The sequence below is a fragment of the Bartonella sp. AP9QHHD genome (genome assembly GCF_042195625.1).
GTDB lineage: Bacteria > Pseudomonadota > Alphaproteobacteria > Rhizobiales > Rhizobiaceae > Bartonella.
The window spans coordinates 1-20,557 of record NZ_JBHIOP010000003.1; the positions used below are offsets into that span (position 1 = coordinate 1).

Consider the following 20,557-nt stretch of genomic DNA (forward strand, 5'->3'; position numbering starts at 1 on the left):
ACATTATTAGAGATGATTAGCGAAGCGCAAAGAAAAGAAAATGCTACTGTTGTAGACAAATGTTAGAAAATCCTATTCCCTTAACTTTATTAAGGTATCCCTCACTTAAAAAAACATATGTAAAATCAATAAATTATTGTTGATATAAAATGCAATGGTGGGCGTGACAGGGATTGAACCTGTGACCCCTACGATGTCAACGTAGTGCTCTCCCGCTGAGCTACACGCCCATTCATTGATGTTGCATACACCATATAGAATGCCAAACGTCAATGCCTAATTTTATTTTCTCTTTCAACAGATGCAAATAACTTTAAAAAATACTTTTTAAGCAGCGATAAGGATCTTTTCAACCTCATTGACGAGTTCACGTAAGTGAAATGGCTTAGAGAGAACCTTTGCATCAGGAGGGGCATCACTATTTGAATTGAGTGCTACCGCTGCAAAACCCGTAATGAACATTACTCGTAAATCAGGGTCAATCTCAGTAGCACGTCGTGCGAGTTCGATTCCATCCATCTCTGGCATCACAATATCAGTCAGGAGAAGGGAAAATGGCTCTTCTTGTAAACGTTCATATGCGCTAATACCATTATCGAAATCGGCGACTTCGTAGCCTGCACGTTCTAGGGCTTTTACGAGAAAGCGACGCATATCGTTATCATCTTCTGCGAGCAGGATTCGTTTCATGATTATATTCCAATGGCTCCATTTGTCAGAGTTTTGCCGCATCAATTATACAATATAGAGTATTTATAAAAAAGATGGTAAAATGCTCATAATTGAAATGAATGGCAAAATGGTTAATTCTTACATTCTGATTCAAAATACAGCATATTCGTTGTGAGTTGGTTAAATTCGAAATATATGTGATTTTGAAAAAAGAAGGGGTTCTCTAAAACTACTAAGATGATTCATTACTATCTTTTCTTTTAAAGTTACTGATTATTATCAGAATTCCATTAAAAAACTTATGAAAACCGTTATTGTAGGGACTTCCTATATCGAGAAATTAAAAGAATATTATGTTAATTTATTGTTTTTAAAAAGTTCTCCTAAGAAATAGAAATTTTATAGTTATTTGTTTTTATAGAGATTTGTAATAAATATTATAAATGCGCTTTATTTCCAGTTTTTTTCCTTAAATAGATGAAAAATATTGTTTTCCTAGATATAATATTAAATTATCACTTAATAACAGATCAAAAATAGTATTTTGATGCTTTATTTATAAATATGTATCATGTTATATTAAGATAGATTTATTATTTTTATTTATATAAATAGTTTTTTATTAAGTTATTTTTTATGATATAAAATAATATTGTTTAATGTAATGATATACTTTGTATATTAGTTTTTTTATTAGAATGCGTGGTGAATATTTAGGTCATGGCTTGTCTGTAGAGGCTAGAAAACGAATCATATGAGTGGTTGGAAAGTAAAATCCATTATATTAAAAAGTGTTTGTAGATCCAATGCTCGTAGAAAATTTCTTTTTTGATAGGGCGGAGCGGAAATTAAGGTTTAGTGTTATTTTACAGATACATTATCGGGAATAAATGCATCAAATGCAGCCCAAAATTGCTTTTTATAATCTTCGTTAACCATAATTGTATCCAGTTCAGCGCCTGTAATAGTAATACTTTCTGTCAGACGTGTGTGTTGGCATAATTGCTGCACTTCAATGTTGTTTGCAATATTGTTTTGATTGGCAAGAATAAAGAGTGTTGGGATTCGTAAATCTCCATGAAGTACATTTCTCTTCACAGAATCAATCGCATTAAATACTGATGCTATCCATTGGGATGTTGGGGGCTTAATGGAAGAGAGCGGCACTTTATGTATGTGTCCCAATTGTATATTTTTTTGTTTTGTTTTGTTTAATTTTTTACCATCTTTCGCTGGTATAAAGCCAAGACCTATATCAGAAAGAAATTGTGTTAATTTATGTTGAAAACCATTTGTTTTATTGCCGAATGGAGCAAAAAGGGGAGAAACACAGAGCAATCTATTAAACTGATGATTAATGAGATCTAATCCGCTAAGTGCTATCAATCCACCTATGCCGTAGGCAAGCATAGAGTAAGGTGGCGGACAATTAGGATAAACAATATTTTTAAGAAATTTATATAAGTCATTAATATCGTTATTTATATCAAAATAATGATGTCTGTTTTGTTTTCTTATCTTGAGGGATGTTTTTTCTTGATCAAAGCAGTCAAATATTGCTGTATGAAAACCGCGTTTAGAAATTTCATTTATTAATAAAAAATATTTTTCTAAAGCATTTGCGTAGCTTTTGAGAATAACAATTGTTCCCTTAGATTTTTCCACCTCAGGATATGTTATAGCAAAACGAATTTCATGATCTATTGCTATTTTAAGAGTACCATGATGGACATTAAGAGGAGTGGCCCCCCAGTCTATGGGATAAAGAGGTGTTTCCAATTGAAATCCTTTACAGTGTATTTGCTGCTTAGTGCTTTGACATTTATGTAATGAAGAAAAAGGATTTAAAAAGGGGTATATTGCTTTTTAGATAGTTTTTATCAATTTAGGTCCCAAAGAGTTGAAATAAAGAAAAACGATTACTAGATAATATAGTGCGGTTGCCATGATGGGGCCGCAGGTTCACAAGTAAGTTTGCCATGTGGGAACTTTGTGAATTAGTTATAAATTATAGTCGCTCTAGAGGAGGGCAATATTATGCGTCAAGTAGATTTTTCACCATTTTATCGTTCTACAGTAGGTTTTGATCATCTTTTTAACTGGTTTGATTCTAGAACACAACCAGACGAAGTTTCTTCTTATCCCCCTTATAATATCGAGCGTTTAACTGAAGATTCTTATAGAATTTCTATGGCTGTTGCTGGTTTTTCTCAAGATGAAATTGATATTGAAACGCATTGTAACCAGCTGATCGTTAAGGGAGACAGAAAGTCTAAAAATGATGATGAAGAGCGAGAATTCCTTTATCGAGGTATTGCTTCGCGTGCTTTTGAACGGCGTTTTCATTTGGCTGATCATGTTAAGGTTATTGGGGCAGAACTTGGAGATGGGCTTCTTCATATTCAGCTTAAAAGGGAAATGCCAGCTGAATTAAAACCCAAAAAGATAACCGTACAGATGTCACCATCCATTACAAAAAATGATAACAGCGACGTTATCGTGTAAAGAAAATTTAGAAAATATGAGATCGGATAATTATAAATTTTTCTGAAAAATAAAAAACGCGAGGCAAAAGGTCTCGCGTTTCGTATGTGTTTTCCTAAGAACGAAGCGCATTTTAATAAAAAAGCTTATCTCGAATTTATGATAAAATATCATTGCACATTATTCTACGTTGAAGAAAAAGTTCATGTGTGTGCAATTGAAATGCATAATGATTCACTTTTTAAGTAAGCTTATTTATAGCATTTTAAAAATGGTCGGAGCGGCGGGATTTGAACCCACGACCCCTTGACCCCCAGTCAAGTGCGCTACCAAGCTGCGCTACGCTCCGAGTTCGTGTAAAACGATTAAATGACTGTTTCTTTAAAGGCAAGAGAAAAAATAAACAGAATAAAATCTAAAATGCTCTTGCACTTAGAGCTTTTGAAAGTAAAAATTTTGGACATCAATATTTTGTTGTTAATTCAAGATAAATAACGAATTTGTAAAATTCTTTGTGATCATTAAATTTTTAGCTCTATAGTTAATAGATGTATGCATTTAATTACTTTTGAGATTGTGAGGAGGGGGGTAAGATTGGTGTAGAGGTATGAATTGGAGCAAATGAGTGCTGAAGGTATATTTTTTTCTTACCTAATCGTTACTTTTCTAAAAAGATAAAGATTTTCAAAAGAAGAGGAGTGAATGTATGGTTTTGAAAAGTTTTCGTTTTTTAGAGTTTTATAGACGAGGTATTTTCATTTTATATGGATAAAAAATTGTAAGTTCTGGATTGTATAATCACAAATCTCATTTTACGGGTATGTATTTTTATCCAAATAAACAAGATCAGAATGCTTTAATTTATGTTTTGTTGTTTTTTTTCTAAAATATCAGATAAAATATTATAGAGGAAAAACTTTCAAAGTGTCTATTGAACTAAGAAAAGAGTAAAGGATGAGCCGTTTTTCGGTAATAAATTTGACGCAAGCAGCAGTGGATCGTGTTAAAGCGATTATGGATGCAAAAGATGCACAGGGTATTCTTGTTGGTATCAAAAAAGGTGGTTGTGCAGGGATGGAGTATACAATTACTCTTGTCAAAGAAAAGGGGATAGATGCGGATGTTGTTGAAGTGAATGGTGCCCGTGTTTTTGTAGCACATGATGCGGTATTATTTTTATTAGGGACGCAGATGGATTATGAAGTGACAACGCTTCAGTCTGGTTTTATCTTTAAAAACCCTAATCAAGTTTCAGCATGCGGGTGTGGCGAATCGGTGGAACTTCGTCCTGCTACGCAGGATCAATATAAAACAAATTGAGCTGAGCTAAATTATAATTTAGTAATTTTAGAGGGGCTTGTTCTTTTAGGTAGAAGAAATCTACTATTTTTTATCGTTCATTTTTAGCTTGCTTCCAAAGTGCTTCCATTTCATTCAAGGATGCGTCAGTGAGTGTTTTAGATTGAGTGGATAGCTTTTCTTCAATATAGGCGAAACGATTTCGAAATTTTATATTCGTTTTTTTTAATGCTTTTTGTGAATCAATCGCTAAGTGGCGCGCGAGATTAAGAAGTATAAAGTAGAGATCTCCAAACTCTGCTTCTATCTCTGAGTTTTGTTTATTTTTGATGGCTTCTTTGAGCTCTTCCAGTTCTTCTTCTATTTTTTCAAAAACTTTATCACTTTTTTGCCAATCAAAACCTACTTTAGCTGCTGTTTCTTGTAAAGCAAGTGCCTCTTGGTTTGCTGGCTGGATTTGTTTTACTGTTGCGAGTATGCTTATGGAGGAATTGTTGTTTTTTTCTTCGCACATTCTTTTTTGTTCAACCTGTTCTCTTTTTTTTATATATTCCCACTCCTCTTTTATAAATCCTCGTTTTTTTTGCTCGGCATTTCCAAAAACATGAGGATGGCGTCGAATCATTTTTTCCGTGATTGCATAAACAACATCTTCAAAAGTAAAGCTGCCTTCTTCTTGTGCTATGGTAGCATGATAGGCAACTTGTAAAAGAAGATCCCCAAGTTCTTCACAGAGATCCTTTCGATTCTTTCGTTCAATGGCATCGATGACTTCGTAAACTTCTTCGAGCATATAGGGTATGAGGGATTCAAAAGTTTGTTTTTTATGCCAGATACAACCATTATCAGAGTTTCGTAATGCAGTGATAATTGCAGTGAGATCTTTGATATCTTTTGAGGCTAACATTTTGCACTTCCTTTGTAAGCAATAGAGCTTATGTTAGATGTCCCAACGTCTATGTAACCACATCCATTGTCCAGGATATTCACGGACCCAAGATTCAACAATATCATTTAATTTTTGCGTAGAAGCAGCTATATCGATATCATTTTTTTCATCACGTGGAAGTTCTACATGTTCATATAACTCTAAACGATGACGTCCACTAGGCAAACGAATACAACGTGCTGGATAAATATCACAGTCATATTGTCGAGCAAGTTTTATAATTAAGGGGTTTGTTTTAAGAGGTCTGTTAAAAAATGTTCCCATGATACCGCGGCGAAATTTTTGATCAACGAGCATACCAACATTTTCACCTTCTTCTAATTTGGCTGCTAATGCCCATGCTGCTCCGGCCTTGGAGGGAACAAGGTGTCCCATAGAAGTTTGTCGTGCTTTAAGGATTCGTTTGGCAACATAGGGATTATTGGGTGGTCTAAATAATACCGTAACATTAAGATCAAAACTTTGTGCACAAATAGGCAGAAGTTCAAAATTTCCAGTATGTGCGGTGAAAAAAATATGTGGTTTTTTTTCATTTTTTAATCGCTCAAATATTTCAGTGCCTTTAACCTCAATGAAACCTGGCTCGTCTGCATGAGGATCAAAATCAAAAATTTTATCAAGAAAAATATATTCAGCTAGGAAACGTCCTATATTTTCCCACATTTCTATTGCAATCGCACGGAGTTCTTGCTCTGTTTTTTCTGGATATGCACTCCTAAGGTTTGCGAGTGTGATTTGATGACGATGTACAAGGGGACCAATTTTTTTTGCTAACCAAGCAAAAAAAGAAATTCCCATTTTGGCTGGAAAACATTTTAGAATAAATAAAGAACCAAAGAGCAGATATGCCCATAACAAGTAGGATATTTTTTTAGCTATAATTTTAATACGATATATGAGATTTTTAAGAGAAAGCTTCATCATGATTTAATCGATTTTAAGGATAATTTTACCAAAAACATCACGACTCTCCATTCGTTTTAAAGCTGTATCAATTTCATCCAGCCCAACAATTGTATCAATGACAGGGTGTACGGCTTTTTGTGCCATTTTTTGCATGGCATTTTTCATATTTTCCATACGGCAGCCAAATGAACCGAATATTTTAAGCTGTTGCTGGAATAATTGCATGAGATTTATTGGTGCTGAAACACCAGAGGTAGAACCGCAAGTCACTAAGCGTGCTCCTTTTTTCATACATAACAGAGAACCGTTCCATGTATCGACACCAACATGCTCAAAAACAACGTCAACACCTTTTTTTTGGGTTAATTTACGCACTACACCTTCAAAACGATCTTTACGATAATTAATCACATGATCTGCCCCAAGAGAGTGCGCTTTTGCAATTTTTTCATCTGAACCTACAGTTGTGATAACTGTACAGCCCATGTGTTTTGCAAGTTGAATGGCTGCAGAACCAATACCTGAGCCACCAGCCTGTACCAGGATTGTTTCTCCTGCTTGTAGTTTTGCGTTATCGAAAAGCATATGTTCTACGGTACCAAAAGTAATTGGAGCAACTGCTGCTTGCAATTCATCACATTGGGGAGGTGATGGAACTAATAAACGTGCTGGCAAATTGACAAGCTCACACGCAAATCCATCAAGGTGAAAACCATAGACTCCCTTTACATTACTGCAAAGATTATCCCGTCCTTCATGACAAGCTTGGCATACTCCGCAGGTTTGTGCACCATAAATTGAGACAATCTGTCCAAGTTGGAGATGTTCAACGCCATCTCCTATTTGTATAACCTCACCAGAGGCTTCTGCACCAATGATGAGTGGCATTTTTCTTTTCGCAAAAGCCATGCCACGCCATCCCCATACATCAATATGATTAAGAGCAACGGCTTTTATCCGCACAGTTACTTCACCTATACTAGGTGAAGATGGCGGGGAAATATTGGTGATTTCAAGCCGACGATCATCGAAGAGTTTCAGTGCACGCATTATCATCCCCCTTAAATATATTATTGGTTAGCGTTATAAAATTTTATTATTAAAGGATTATCCTTTATATGCAGTGATAACAAGACTCATATTTTGACCACCAAATCCAAATGAGTTTGACAAAACCGCATTGACACAGGACTTACGGCTATGATGAGGAACAACATCTAAAGGGATAGTAGGGTCAGGATTATCATAATTTATTGTCGGTGGAAGTATTCCCGATTGAATGGTTAAAAGCGAAAAAACCGCTTCTATTGCACCAGCAGCAGTTAATGTATGCCCAATCATTGATTTATTAGAAGAGACAGGAATATGCTCTAAAAGATCACCGAATACTGTTGATAATGCAAGATATTCCATTTTCTCATTTTCAGGTGTTGAAGTTCCGTGGGCATTAATATAGTCAATTTCATTGATGGTTATTTTTGCATCGTCTAAAGCTTTGCGAACGGATTCAATTGCTGGTGATGCATCGGGTTTTGAACGTGTACGGTGAAAGTCATCGGCGGTTTCTCCACAGCCAGCTAAAATTCCTAAAACTGTAGCATTACGGTTTAATGCGCTTTGAAGAGATTCAAGAACAAGAGCGCCTGAGCCTTCTGCCATAACAAAACCATCTCGATCACGGCTAAAGGGTTTTGCTGCTTTTTCTGGAGGCTCATTCTGAGTTGAAAGAGCAGATAGTAGCGAAAAACGAATAAGAGATTCTGCTGAAACTGATCCATCTGTCGCAATTATGAGAGCTCTATTTGTCTCTCTCCGTCTAATAGACTCAACACCTAATTGAATTGCTGTTGCACCAGATGCACAGGCAGTGGAAAGTGTAACAGGAAGTCCTTTTGTGCCAAATGTTTTTTGAAGTTTTTCTGCAATTGCACCAAATTGTGTGGATTCAAAAAGCGTCTCATGGAGTTTATCCTTACAGACTTTAAGAAGATGTGCATAAGAAGGCTCATTATTGAATTCTTCCTCTTGATCAAGACTAAAACGTGCTTTCCATTCAAGTTCAACAGGAGGAGCAGCTAGAAAGAGTGGTCCATTAAATTTTTTTTTATCAATAGTAGCTTGTTCTAAAGCTTCTTCAGCAGAAAGATGTGCAAGCTTCTCAGAGAGAGCTGAAGCACCAAGTGTACTTTCTTTAAGAAAATCAATTGTTCCAGCAATATATGTATTTAATCCCTCAACGGGAAAACGTGTTATTTTGTGGATACCACTTACACCGCTAGTTAATTTTTGCCAATTTTCATGTTTCCCTTGTCCCAGTGATGTGACAATGCCTGCACCAGTTATTGCTACAAGTGGACGCCCAAAATGATCATGATATTTCACTATAGAAATTCCCCTTCAAACAGCAGTAAGACGCACAATACCTTCAGCTCTTTTTATACCAATCGTTGTAACAAATATTTCACGTACTTCTTTAGAAAAAGGTTTTTCATGAGGACTTAACACTGGAAAACCGCGTTTTTTTTCAATTGAAAGTGCTGCAAGAGCTAGAGCTAGAGGAAATTGTGCTTCCCGCATATAACCAAATAATGTTGTAATGCCACGGTAAAATAGATCAGCATTATCAAGAGCATTTTGTTCTGCTTTTGTTGCTTCGTGAGCTCCTGAGGCTGCTGAAATGGCTAAGGCAGATTTAGCGCCCGCAGTTTTTAACATTGTTGCAATTGAATCTCTAAGTGGAATTTTGGTTCTATCTGTTTGGTCTGTAATAATTTGGCTAATTTCAGCATAAGCACGTGCGTTGCGTTTTTTGGCATGTTCTCCACTTTCAATAACTAGGAAGATCCCACCAGAACCTGCTATGACACCGCCGCCTGGATAGATTCCACGATCCCACACTGGGCTCCATCCATTATGGGTTAAAAGACCACCAAGCTCATGCGCCAACAACATATCATAACTTTGTGCATTATAGGAACTTCCTACAAGAGCATGGGTACTTTGACCTGATTTAATACGAGCTACAGCAATTTGAAGTGCAGAAAGACCACTGCCTTCTTCTCCCATAAATGTACGAGATGATCCAGTGACTTTATGAACAATTGAAATGTTTCCTGCCAAAAGGTTTGAAAGTTGTGCCAAAAATAATGTTGGACGAAGTTCAGTTGAAAGAGCAACATTTAACATAGAAGCATGATCGGCAACTGCGCGCGCTTTAGAAAGAATCTGTGTATCAACAGTAATATCACGTTCTCCCCCACTTGCCGCTACGATCATATCCATTGTTGAAGTGAGTTGTTCATTATTTTTCATGCCAGCATCATCAAGAGCAAGACCAGCCGCATAGGTACCAAGACGCTGCCATGTTCCCATTTGCCGTTGATCACTTTTTTTAGGAATTTGTAAACTCCAATCAATTTCGGGCAATTTATGAACCGTGTAAGGTGAAAAAGTTGTATAATCTAGGTTTGGTGTACGGATTGGATCATTTAAGAGATTCCAATGTTGATCAGTTCCTTCCCCCAGAGAGCTTATGAGACCTATACCAGTGATGAATACAGATTGATCATGCATGGCGAAAAAACTACTCCGCCTGTTTTAAGGCAACGAGATCATCAATTTTTGCACAAAGGTTTTTAAGAACAAAGTATTCTTCTGTTGCAACGGTACCTTCGTTGACTTCTTGTGTCCATTGTTCTAGAGGGACTTTTATTCCAAAAGCTTTATCAATAGCGAAAACAATATCAAGAAAATCAAGACTGTCGATTCCTAAATCGTCAATTGTATGACTCTCAGGTGTAATTGTATTGCGATCAATTTCACTGATTTCTGCAATGATATCAGCAACTTTATCAAACGTGGAAGGCAATGTACGGATTCCTTATTATAGAGTTAGTAAATTCAAAATACATTTAATATTGTTCTTCTAGCCTTTTTTCTCTTTAAAAAAAAGACTTAATCCAGAATATAGCTGTCTTTATCTATAGAGAAAAGAGGTTTACAGTACATGAAATACTATATCTCAATATTTAAAAAACTTTGAAATTTTATTACGCATTTATTTTACGAGACTATTTTTTCTATTGGCAGCAAGGACAGCAAGGGCTGTTATATTAACAACTCCCCGGGAAGTTACTGAAGGTGTTAAGATATGGGCGGGACGTGCTGCCCCGATTAGAATAGGACCAACATGGAGTGCATTTGTGAGGCTTTTAACAGTGTTGAGCGTGATATTGGCTGAATCAAGTGTTGGAAAGACAAGCAAATTAGCTTCACTTTTAAGACGAGAATTAGGAAAAACACGATCACGAAAAACTTTGGAAAGGGCAGCATCAGCATGCATTTCACCATCTGCTTCTAAATCAGGGTGTAATTTGGCAAGAATTTCTGTTGCACGTCGCATTTTACGCGCACTTTCTGTGTTTTTAGAACCAAAGTTTGAGTGTGATAATAAGGCTGCTTTTGGTGTTATTCCAAATGCTTCAACTTCTTGAGCTGCCAACACAGTCATTTCAGCGATTTCTTCTGCAGAAGGATTTTCATTGACGTAAGTATCTGTAAGGAAAAGAGTACGTTGTTGAGAGATAAGCAAACTCATAGCAGAAAAACGGTGAACATGAGGATCAAGACCGATAATTTGTTCAATCAATTCAAGTTGACGTTCAAAGCGTCCTTCTAAGCCGCAAATCATTGCATCTGCTTCTTCACGCATAACGGCAAGGGCAGCAATAGCCGTTGTTGATGTTCTCACTACTGTTTTTGCCATTTCAGGCGTAACACCACGCCTTCCTGTATAATGAAAAAATAAATTAACATAATCACGAAAACGTGGATCATCTTCAGGGTTTGTTAATTCAAAATCTATACCGGGACGAATTCTTAAACCAAAGCGTTTTAATCTTGCTTCTACGACATGTGGACGGCCGATAAGGAGGGGCGTTGCTGTTTGTTCTTCAATGACAACTTGTGCCGCACGAAGGACGCGTTCATCTTCACCATTGGCATAGATGACGCGTTTACGTTTTGCTGTTTTTGCTGCAGCAAAAACAGGTTTCATTGTTAAACCAGAAAGAAAGACAAATCGATTGAGGATATCATAGTAGGCCTCCATATCTTCAATGGGACGAATGGCAACACCAGTTGTCATTGCTGCTTTAGCAACAGCGGGGGCAATACGCAGTATTAAACGCGGATCAAAAGGAGAGGGGATTAGATAGTCTGGTCCAAAATTGGGTGGTTCTTTTGAGTATGCACGTGCTACAACATCTGAAGTTTCTTCACGTGCAAGGGCAGCAATCGCATGAACAGCGGCCATTTTCATTTCTTCATTAATTGCACTAGCACCTACGTCTAATGCACCACGGAAGATATAGGGAAAACAAAGGACATTATTAACTTGATTGGGATAATCAGAGCGTCCTGTGCAGATCATTGCATCTGGTCGTATAGAGCGTGCTTCTTCAGGCATAATTTCTGGTACTGGATTAGCCAGTGCTAAAATGAGTGGATTTTGAGCCATTCTTTTAAGATATTCAGGCTTTAAAACACCACCTGCAGATAGGCCTAGAAAAATATCCGCATCATCAATAATATCAGATAAAGTTCGTGCGTCCGTTTTTTGTGCGTAATTGATTTTCCAACGATCCATAAGGGTCTTGCGACCTTCATAAACAACTCCCTCTAAGTCACTAAGCCAAATATTTTCAACTTTTGCCCCAAGACGAACCAAAAGATTAAGGCAAGCGAGGGCAGCAGCACCTGCACCTGAGGTAACTATTTTTGCATTTTCAATTTTTTTTCCTGAAAGATTTAAGGCATTTAATACAGCCGCAGAAACAATAATGGCAGTTCCATGTTGGTCATCATGAAAAACTGGAATTTTCATTTTAGCACGAAGCTTTTCTTCGATGTCAAAACATTCAGGAGCCTTAATGTCTTCAAGATTAATACCACCAAATGTAGGTTCTAAAGTCGATACCGTTTGTACCATTTGTTCTATATCGGATGCATCAATTTCAATATCAAAGACATCAATATTCGCAAATTTTTTGAATAAAACGGCTTTACCTTCCATAACTGGCTTTGAAGCAAGAGGGCCAATATTTCCTAAACCAAGAACAGCAGTTCCATTGGATATAACAGCGACTAAATTAGAACGGGAGGTATATTGAGCAGCAAGATTAGGATCTTCATGAATTGCAAGACATGGTGCAGCAACACCTGGAGAATAAGCAAGAGCTAAATCACGTTGGTTATCAAGAGGTTTTGTTGCTTGTATTTCCAATTTTCCAGGTTTAGGGTACTGGTGATAAAAAAGTGCGGCACTGTCAAGTTCAGCTTTTGGTGAACTGAAATCACTATTTCGTTCTCTAGACATTTTTATGATATCCAAGTTAGCGTATGTGTATATGAGATGTTCCATCTACGATAAGGTTTTGTCCACTAATAGATCCTCATTTCTCTGAATATCAAAATGCATGAGTATGAGAAAACTCTTCTGGATCGTAAAACCAGTTTGATGATTCTTTTTGTTTGTGTGCATGAATAATTTCATTGATAGAAGCACGATTAGTTTTTTCTTTCCTTAATAAAACGCGTAAAAATTGATTAGTCTACAAACGAATAAAATATTACTAATAATTACATTACCAAGCCATTATTTTTTTTGCAATGCTTACAACTTAAGGAAAGAAAAGAAGAGTGTTTTCTATTAACTTCATCTTCTTTATTTAAATTTCTATAGGGAGGTAGAAGAAATTTTAAATAACAATTTGCAATTTATAAATTATTTTTGCAGCTATTTAAAAGGAAATTGGAACTTTAAAAATGGGAGTTGTTTTGTTTATTATTCAATTGAACTCTTAATAATGCAAACTTTATAATTTATAATGAATCATCTCGTATGTTGAATGAGAAATTTGAATACAATAAGATTCTTTTAGCTCAAACTCATCTAATATAATAAAAAATATTTACTTACATAATTCAAACGAGAGTAATATGTGGATAAAAAACATTAAAAAAAAATAAATAGAAGTGTTTCTATGAGCTATTTTAATACAAAAGCATGAATTTTTTTCACAATTAATAAAAATAATTATTACCGATTTTGTACCTTTATGAAACTATGAAAAATAAAGGAGTTAAGAAAAAGATAAGGAAATAGAAAACATGCTTTATCATTCTTAGAATGATACGTTGTTTGATAAGCCATTACGCTTCTTTAGGGTTATTGCTTAGGATATCAAAGAAAACCGCATGCCAATTATCCCAACCTTTGAAGTACAAAGCTACAGTTGAAAAAAAAGCATTCTATGATGAGCCATTAAAACAACTGGAGAGAGAAAGTGGAAAAATATCTTTTTCCACTTTCTTATTTGTTATTGGATTCGACCACTTGCATGAGCAAGCATAGTATAAACTTTTCCGGTATCTGATATCAAGTACTTGCGAACTGAGTTGGAAGAGCCAGAACTGCGCGATATATCACGTAAGAGCTTTTCGAAATCTGTAACATATTGATTCACTGAACGTTTAAACCCAAAATCGCTCATATATTTTTTCTTAATCATTTCAAATATTTTTTGTCCATTTAAGGTATAAAGGCGTTCTGTTACGATGTTTTTTTGTCCACGTTGATAATGATCCCATAGCTCAACAATGGCATTGTGATTAATAGCTTGCACTATACCAGAAGCTAATGAATTAAGAGAGCAGTTTGCAGGAGATGGTTTTGTTTGCACTGATGTTAAAACATCATCACTAGGGGGAGCATCATAAAATGTTTCTTCACGTGAAGCTCTTTCTAAGAGATTTGATACCCATTTATTTGGTCTTTTTTTGCTTTGATCTTGTTGCAAAATAGGCTTAGGTGGCACAATCTTTTTAACAGACTCAGTGGAACTGTCACTTTTTTGATTAAACATTGATGATGTAGGAAATGCTGACATTAGCTGTTTTTGTGCGCTCTTTTGATCATTTTGTATAACACTGACTAAATCTTGTAACGCTGTAATCTGTTCATTCAAAGCTGTGCGAATTGTTTGCGTTGTTTCTTTTGTTTTTTCTGGAAGTTTTTTTACATTTTCATTGATATCATTATTAATCTTTGAAAGCTCTAAACGAACTTCATCAGCGGAGCGACGTATATCTTCTGCTGCTTCTGAAAAACGCGTTGATGCTTCACTAACAAGCTTATTAAGTGATTGTTGGAATGAATTTGTGGAGTTACGCGCATTCTTATCAGAGCGTTCAAGTGCTAAGTTGAAGATTTTTTCATAATGCCCAATCATTTGATTAATTTCATGAGACTTTGAAACAAGAGCATCGCTTAATACAGAAAGCGTATTATGTTTTTCTTCAAGTGTTGCACTAAGTGAATTTTCAGACTGTTCAAGAACATGAATAGTTTGGGAAAGTGTCTTTGCATGTTCACCAAAACTGCTCGTTATATGATTAATTTGTTCAAAGGTACTCTTTGAAAGTCCTTGCAGAATTTCAACATTAGTATTGAGCGCTTGATTTGAAGCTGACAAACGCTCTGCTACTTGGTCCGTGTTGCGGAAAAAATTATTCGTACTCTCATTAAACTGCCCATCAATATTTTGAACAGCCGATAATAAAACATTACTATTTTCGTGAAAATTGTAAATTGATTGATTCAACTGTGTTAAGATGGATGAGACATTATTAACAAGCTCTTCCTTCATAATCGTTATTGTTTGAAGTGTTTCAGAGTTAGCTTTGGTTAAGCTATTCACTAAAGATTCATTATGTGCATAAATTCTTTGTTCAGCATCTTGTGTGGAAAGAGAGAGTTGTTCACCGATATGCTGTGTTAAAGAATCAATTGATTCTGTCGTATTTTGCGCTGCTTGATTTAAGTGATTTGTAAGCTCTGTTATTTTTCCAACATGTTGTGAAATTTGTGTTGTTGTTTGATTTCCAGCATCTTCCAGACGGCTCGTTACATCAGAGAGCTGATATCCTAAATTATTTTTAAGATTTTGCATAGAGTGATGAAGAACATCACAGCGTTCATTAAGAACTTGTTCTATTGCTGTTGTTGATGTGTGAATAGTTTCATTCAATAATGCTTGTGCATTATGGCTGGCTGTTGCGAAAGCTTCGACAGTATGCGCTGTTTGTTCAGACAGAACTGACAGAACTTTTTCACTGGTATCATAAACAGTTTTTTTGACATTTGATACAATGCGATTGCCTGATTCTGAGAGAATATTTTCTGCTTGTGCAGTAACATTTGTAACAGATGAAAGAATTTGTTCACTCGTAGAAGAAAGAATATCAGAAGCTTTTATAATCTTATTATGCAGGTTATCTGTCACTGTATTAACAGAGTCTTCTAAGGTTACACGCATATTGTCAACACTGCTTTCCAGCGCTTGTTGAATTATCTGACTTTGCTCATTACTAATCATGAGAGACGTTTTTAATGTGTCAGAACGTTCCTCAATAACAGATGTTTGCATATCAATGGCTTCACAGATTTGGCTAAATTTTTCAGATAATGTTTCCTCTAGCGTTGTTGTCCGTTCAAAAATTTTGTGTGCACGATCTTCTAGATCTGTATCGAATGATTCCATACGTGTTTCAAGGGTTTCAAAGAAAACACCACTCGATTGAGAGAGAGTATTCTTTAAAATTTCGGCATGGCTTTCAAGGTTTTTGATATGATCTTGAACCGTTTCAGTAATGTTTTTATTATTGGCGACAATTGCACTCTCAACTAAATCTATTTGTTGTTTCAATGCAACATCGACACGTATATCACTTTTTGCAATGAGATTATGGATTGTTTCCATGCGTTGTTCAAGTGTGCGTGCTTGATCGGCAAGAACTTCATTGAGAGAAAAACTATTAATCGCTAAAGAATCGCGCAGAGCATCGGCACGGATATCAATATTTCTCGCTTGTGCTTCTAAAGCATCTTGGGTTGTATTACAACTTTGTACAATGACATCTTGTAACTTTTCAGTGCATTGAATGATGTTTGTAATATGATTTTCAGCTTGTTTATCAACGACTTGAACATTATCAGCCAAAACTTTTTCAATATGAGAAGTATTTTGGGACAAAACATCAATTTGATTTCTTAATGTATCCGCAATTTTATTTTTCTCGTTATCGAGCATGTCTGCCATAAGAGCTCGTTGATCAGAAAGTTGTACTTTAAAATCTTGTGAACGTTCTTGTATGATATCAACAATGGCATTGTCGACATATTGAATTTCTTCTCTCAGACTTTCCTTACTTTTATCAATTGCAGAAAGAATAGCTTCACGTCCATTTGTAAATGCATGGGTAATGTCTGCTGTTTTTTCTTGGAGGTTCTCATTTATTTTCAAGACATGAGCTTCCAAGAAGTTACCAAGTTTTTCAGCATTATCCTCTAAAGCCTGACTGCGTTCTATAAAGGAATCAATGATGGAATCACTATGTTCTTTAAGAGAAAGATCAACAGTTGCTAAACGTTGTTCAAAGGCTCCAATTGCTTGCGAGGTTACGTTATCAAATTTAGAAGAGAGTTTATGTGCTTGGTCGTCGAGCTTTAAGATCTTCTCATCAAAATTCTGTAGAGATTGATTATTACGATCAATAAGAGCTTTATCCAAGGCTTTAAACTTTTCATCAACAGCGTGCAAAGTTTGATCTGTTACTGCTTGTATATGTGTTGCAATTTTAGCAACATGTACTTCTGCTTTTTCAGCTGTTTCATTAAAAGTTTTTTCTATTTGTTTTTCATTATAATCAAATCGTTTTGCAAAACCATCAAAGTTTTTTCCTAATTCATGAAAAAATTCCGTGTTTTTCTGCTGAATTTGTGTTGTTGTTTTGTTAAATTTTTCAACAAGTTGATTTGTTACGCCATCACCGGCATAGGAAAGTTTTTCAACAAGGTCTTCACCTTGTTTTTGTAAAGTTTGAGAAAGGGTTTGTGCAAGCTTTTCAACATTGGTCACAATGTTAGAGGTAACCAAACCAAATTCATCACTCAGTTGTTCTTGGGTTCCTTTAATTGTTGATTGTACGCGATCTGCGTGATTCAAAATGGCTATGCGTTCATTACTCAATTCTTTGATTAATGTGTGAATGCGTGATTCATTCTCAGCATAGGCTTGTTCTAGATTGTGAACTTCACCTTGTATGATTGCTTCAAGTTCAACAGCACGTCCGAGGGTACGTTCAATACCTTCGTTCATTGCCGCTACTTCTTCACGAATGGTTTGCCCTATAGCAATAGCTTGTTTTTCAGATAGATGTTGTGGTTCACTAAGGCGCTGTGCAGCATTGGTCATAAGAAGCGCAATATTATGCAAGTCGTTTGAACGTTTTGTTAATTGAGCAACGCCCCAAGATATAAGGATAGGAATTGCTGTTCCGGCTGCTACAGCAAGTCCTGTTGGGGATGTAACAAAAGTGCTGATATTGGATAAGGAGCTGAGTCCGGTAGGTGCGAGTTTATGCGCAATAAAAGCTCCTCCCGTTGCCCATAAAGCACTAAGCGCTGTTGTATACCAGTAGACTCGAGAGGAAGAACGCTGCTTGAATGGTCCAAAATTTACAGGGGTTGTTATATCATCATTTGCAGGAAGAAGTTTTGTAGGCAATAATGTATTATGAACAGTTCCACCTGAAATATCAGGTGAAGGTTTTGGAGCAAAAAGCTGTTCAACAACGGATTTATCAATAACAGCGTCATCATGAATATTAGAAACAAAAGTTGACGTACCGTTTTCAGCAAAAAATTCTTCTTCTGCCATTGCAATTTTTTGAATCAGATCATCGACATTAACAACATTTTCAGAATTATTGGATGATATCGTTTCAAATCCTGTGTCATCGAAATCAAAGTTCATAGCTTTTGTGAGGGCTTCTTCAACTTCAACTTCAAATGTTTGCAATTTTGTTCTGCGTGCCATACTCGCCTCGTACTCTTACAGCCGGAAAAGGGATACGTCCTCTTCCACATAATTTCTACATACTAGCTGTTAATTATTTAGAAAGGAATATGCTTAGGGAAAAATTTTAAAAACTTATCAAGATAAAGTTAACGCGGTTTCTTGTACCCTGTTTAAAAATGTTATAAAATATAGTAAAAACAATTTATTATTTAAATCTAACTAAAACAAAAATACTGTTTACAACTTGTGTTTATAGAAAGCTTTATAAGCCGGCAGTCTTTGAAATAAGGACAATTTAATAGCGGTTATATATACAGTAAGGTGCGAATGTCTCTCTTTAATATCGATAATCGTTAATAAATGTTGTTGTCCGCTTACTTTTATTGATTCTAAACGAAGCAGATTTATCATCACATATAGTCTGTAATAGCTTAGGATGTATAAAAGTATGCCTTTGAATTGTAAGCTCATAAAAAAGTAAACGTGGAAAAATTTTTAATTTAATATAGCTTTTCGTAAGTTGTACTTTATTATTGTCTTAAAGAGCTGTTTTTTCTCTAATTTCAGTTGTTTGTTGCTGAATTTTTAAGCTTCTACGTTGACAATTGGATATTTTTCAGTCGATATGCATGCACGAATATTTTATGCAATCTAGATAAAGGTGTAAGAATAATGGCAGAGCGATCACAACACCTGCAAGATGTGTTTTTAAATACGGTGCGTAAGCAAAAAATTTCCCTTACAATTTTTCTTGTCAATGGCGTTAAACTCACGGGTATTGTAACTTCATTTGATAATTTTTGTGTTCTTTTGCGCCGAGATGGACACGCGCAATTGGTTTATAAGCATGCTATTTCTACGATTATGCCTGGACAGCCTGTACAGATGTTTGAGGGTGAAAGTCCTGAGTAAACATATCATTTTAAGATAGACCTCTTATCCCATTTAAAAGTACTTAGATTGCTATGATAAATGAAAATGAGAGATTAGGAGGGGTATTTTCGCAGAATACAGGACAGGTGCGCGCACTTGTTTTGATACCGATTTTTCAAGAAAATAGAAGTGAAAGCTCTTTGAGAGAGTGTTCTATATCTTCTCGTGTTAAAGAATCATTGGGGTTAGCACGTGCTATAAGGTTAGAAGTTGTTAATTATGAAACGATTAATATTGCAACGCCTCGCTCTGCGACTCTCTTTGGAAAAGGTAAAGTAGATGCGTTAACCTGTTATATAGATGAATATTCTATTGAGCTTGCGATTGTAGATCACTTTTTAACGCCAGTACAGCAGCGTAATTTAGAAAAATTGTGGAATTGCAAAGTTATCGATAGAACGGCTTTGATTCTTGAAATTTTTGGGGACCGTGCACGAACAAAAGAAGGAGTTTTGCAAGTAGAGTTAGCGCACTTGTCCTATCAAAAAGGGAGGCTTGTGCGGAGTTGGACGCACTTGGAAAGGCAACGGGGGGGGCGTGGCTTCCTAGGTGGACCTGGTGAGACGCAAATTGAAGCAGATAGGCGTCTTTTACAAGAAAAAATTATTCGTATTCGCCGCGAATTGCAAACGGTTATTAAAACACGTGCACTTCATAGAGCAAAAAGGAAAAAAACATCTTATCCTGTTGTGGCACTGGTAGGATATACGAATACAGGAAAGTCAACTCTCTTTAACCGTTTAAGCGGTGCAGATGTTTTAGCAAAGAATATGTTATTTGCAACGCTTGACCCGACTTTGCGCAAAGTTGTGCTTCCCCATGGAAAAACTGTTCTTTTGTCTGATACTGTAGGGTTTATTTCTAACTTGCCAACGAATTTGATTGCAGCTTTTAGAGCAACCCTTGAAGAAGTGGTTGAAGCGGATCTCATTCTTCATATAAGAGATATGTCAGATCTTGATCATCGAGCACATGCCCAAGATGTTTTAGAAGTGCTTTCAAGTCTTGATATCGATATTGATGATATGGAGCATATCATAGAAGTTTGGAATAAGATTGATATGTTAGATGAGCAAGCATTGAATGTTTTACAAACAAGCGCAAAGACGCGATTAAATCCTGCTCTCATGGTATCAGCACTTAAGGGGGATGGACTCGATCAATTATTAAGAGCCATTGAAAAGCGAATTTTTGGAGAGGTGCAAAGCATTGAATATCTTTTACAACCTCATGAAATGTCGCTTATTGATTGGTTTTATGAAAACTCTGCGGAAATAGTGCAAGAAGGGCATGATGATGGGTCTATTACCATTAGAGCGGTTGTTACTTCTGAAGCAAAAAAACAACTAGAGAGCCTCAAAAAAAATATGAATTAAGTTCTTTAAAGCTATTT

General features: G+C 35.9%; 14 protein-coding genes and 2 tRNA genes. 4 read left to right on the forward strand and 12 right to left on the reverse strand.

Annotated features, from left to right (window positions below):
• Window positions 1–155 precede the first annotated feature (155 nt).
• The 3 genes from ACFIK4_RS00035 to ACFIK4_RS00045 all read right to left on the reverse strand — a co-directional run bounded on the left by ACFIK4_RS00035 (window position 156) and on the right by ACFIK4_RS00045 (window position 2,451).
• Window positions 156–230, reverse strand: a tRNA-Val gene (locus ACFIK4_RS00035).
• Window positions 231–327: 97 nt separating this feature from the next.
• Window positions 328–690: a cell cycle two-component system response regulator CpdR gene (gene cpdR / locus ACFIK4_RS00040; RefSeq protein WP_005773448.1), complete on the reverse strand. Its 363-nt coding sequence runs from the start codon at window positions 688–690 to the stop codon at window positions 328–330.
• Between the two features lie 843 nt (window positions 691–1,533).
• Window positions 1,534–2,451 (reverse strand): serine aminopeptidase domain-containing protein, encoded by a 918-nt coding sequence (locus ACFIK4_RS00045; protein ID WP_375674466.1) that lies wholly within the window; start codon window positions 2,449–2,451, stop codon window positions 1,534–1,536.
• Window positions 2,452–2,709: 258 nt separating this feature from the next.
• Between ACFIK4_RS00045 and ACFIK4_RS00050 the strand changes: the two genes are divergently transcribed.
• Window positions 2,710–3,177, forward strand: a complete 468-nt coding sequence (locus ACFIK4_RS00050) for an Hsp20 family protein (protein WP_375613075.1) — start codon at window positions 2,710–2,712, stop codon at window positions 3,175–3,177.
• A gap of 251 nt (window positions 3,178–3,428) precedes the next feature.
• Here ACFIK4_RS00050 and ACFIK4_RS00055 read toward each other — a convergent pair.
• Window positions 3,429–3,505 (reverse strand) — tRNA-Pro (locus ACFIK4_RS00055).
• Window positions 3,506–4,110: 605 nt separating this feature from the next.
• Between ACFIK4_RS00055 and ACFIK4_RS00060 the strand changes: the two genes are divergently transcribed.
• Complete coding sequence (locus ACFIK4_RS00060; protein WP_375674469.1) at window positions 4,111–4,476, forward strand: iron-sulfur cluster assembly accessory protein; 366 nt, start codon at window positions 4,111–4,113, stop codon at window positions 4,474–4,476.
• A 70-nt stretch (window positions 4,477–4,546) separates the two neighbouring features.
• On the opposite strand, the gene mazG is transcribed toward ACFIK4_RS00060, so the two are convergent.
• The 8 genes from mazG to ACFIK4_RS00100 all read right to left on the reverse strand — a co-directional run bounded on the left by mazG (window position 4,547) and on the right by ACFIK4_RS00100 (window position 18,249).
• On the reverse strand, window positions 4,547–5,362 hold the full coding sequence (gene mazG, locus ACFIK4_RS00065) for a nucleoside triphosphate pyrophosphohydrolase (protein WP_375621309.1): 816 nt from the start codon (window positions 5,360–5,362) through the stop codon (window positions 4,547–4,549).
• 33 nt (window positions 5,363–5,395) lie between these two features.
• On the reverse strand, window positions 5,396–6,325 hold the full coding sequence (locus ACFIK4_RS00070) for a lipid A biosynthesis lauroyl acyltransferase (RefSeq protein ID WP_375611589.1): 930 nt from the start codon (window positions 6,323–6,325) through the stop codon (window positions 5,396–5,398).
• Window positions 6,326–6,331: 6 nt separating this feature from the next.
• Window positions 6,332–7,360 carry a zinc-binding dehydrogenase gene (locus tag ACFIK4_RS00075; RefSeq protein ID WP_375633158.1) on the reverse strand — a complete coding sequence of 343 codons (1,029 nt, stop codon included), beginning with the start codon at window positions 7,358–7,360 and terminating at the stop codon, window positions 6,332–6,334.
• A 57-nt stretch (window positions 7,361–7,417) separates the two neighbouring features.
• Window positions 7,418–8,692: a beta-ketoacyl-ACP synthase gene (locus ACFIK4_RS00080; protein WP_375674471.1), complete on the reverse strand. Its 1,275-nt coding sequence runs from the start codon at window positions 8,690–8,692 to the stop codon at window positions 7,418–7,420.
• Between the two features lie 15 nt (window positions 8,693–8,707).
• Window positions 8,708–9,883, reverse strand: coding sequence for a beta-ketoacyl-ACP synthase (locus ACFIK4_RS00085; RefSeq protein WP_375674473.1), 1,176 nt, complete (start codon window positions 9,881–9,883; stop codon window positions 8,708–8,710).
• 10 nt (window positions 9,884–9,893) lie between these two features.
• Entirely contained in the window at window positions 9,894–10,178 is a 285-nt protein-coding gene (locus tag ACFIK4_RS00090; RefSeq protein ID WP_005773457.1) for an acyl carrier protein, read from the reverse strand.
• A gap of 189 nt (window positions 10,179–10,367) precedes the next feature.
• Window positions 10,368–12,686: an NADP-dependent malic enzyme gene (locus tag ACFIK4_RS00095; protein WP_375611563.1), complete on the reverse strand. Its 2,319-nt coding sequence runs from the start codon at window positions 12,684–12,686 to the stop codon at window positions 10,368–10,370.
• A 1,003-nt stretch (window positions 12,687–13,689) separates the two neighbouring features.
• A complete protein-coding gene (locus tag ACFIK4_RS00100; RefSeq protein WP_375674475.1) occupies window positions 13,690–18,249 on the reverse strand; it encodes a hypothetical protein in 4,560 nt (1,519 codons plus the stop codon).
• A 654-nt stretch (window positions 18,250–18,903) separates the two neighbouring features.
• On the opposite strand from ACFIK4_RS00100, the gene hfq reads away from it, so the two are divergent.
• Together hfq and hflX are read left to right on the forward strand one after the other, a co-directional pair.
• Window positions 18,904–19,143: an RNA chaperone Hfq gene (gene hfq, locus ACFIK4_RS00105; protein WP_005773461.1), complete on the forward strand. Its 240-nt coding sequence runs from the start codon at window positions 18,904–18,906 to the stop codon at window positions 19,141–19,143.
• 53 nt (window positions 19,144–19,196) lie between these two features.
• Window positions 19,197–20,540, forward strand: coding sequence for a GTPase HflX (gene hflX / locus ACFIK4_RS00110; RefSeq protein WP_375629395.1), 1,344 nt, complete (start codon window positions 19,197–19,199; stop codon window positions 20,538–20,540).
• Window positions 20,541–20,557 lie beyond the last annotated feature (17 nt).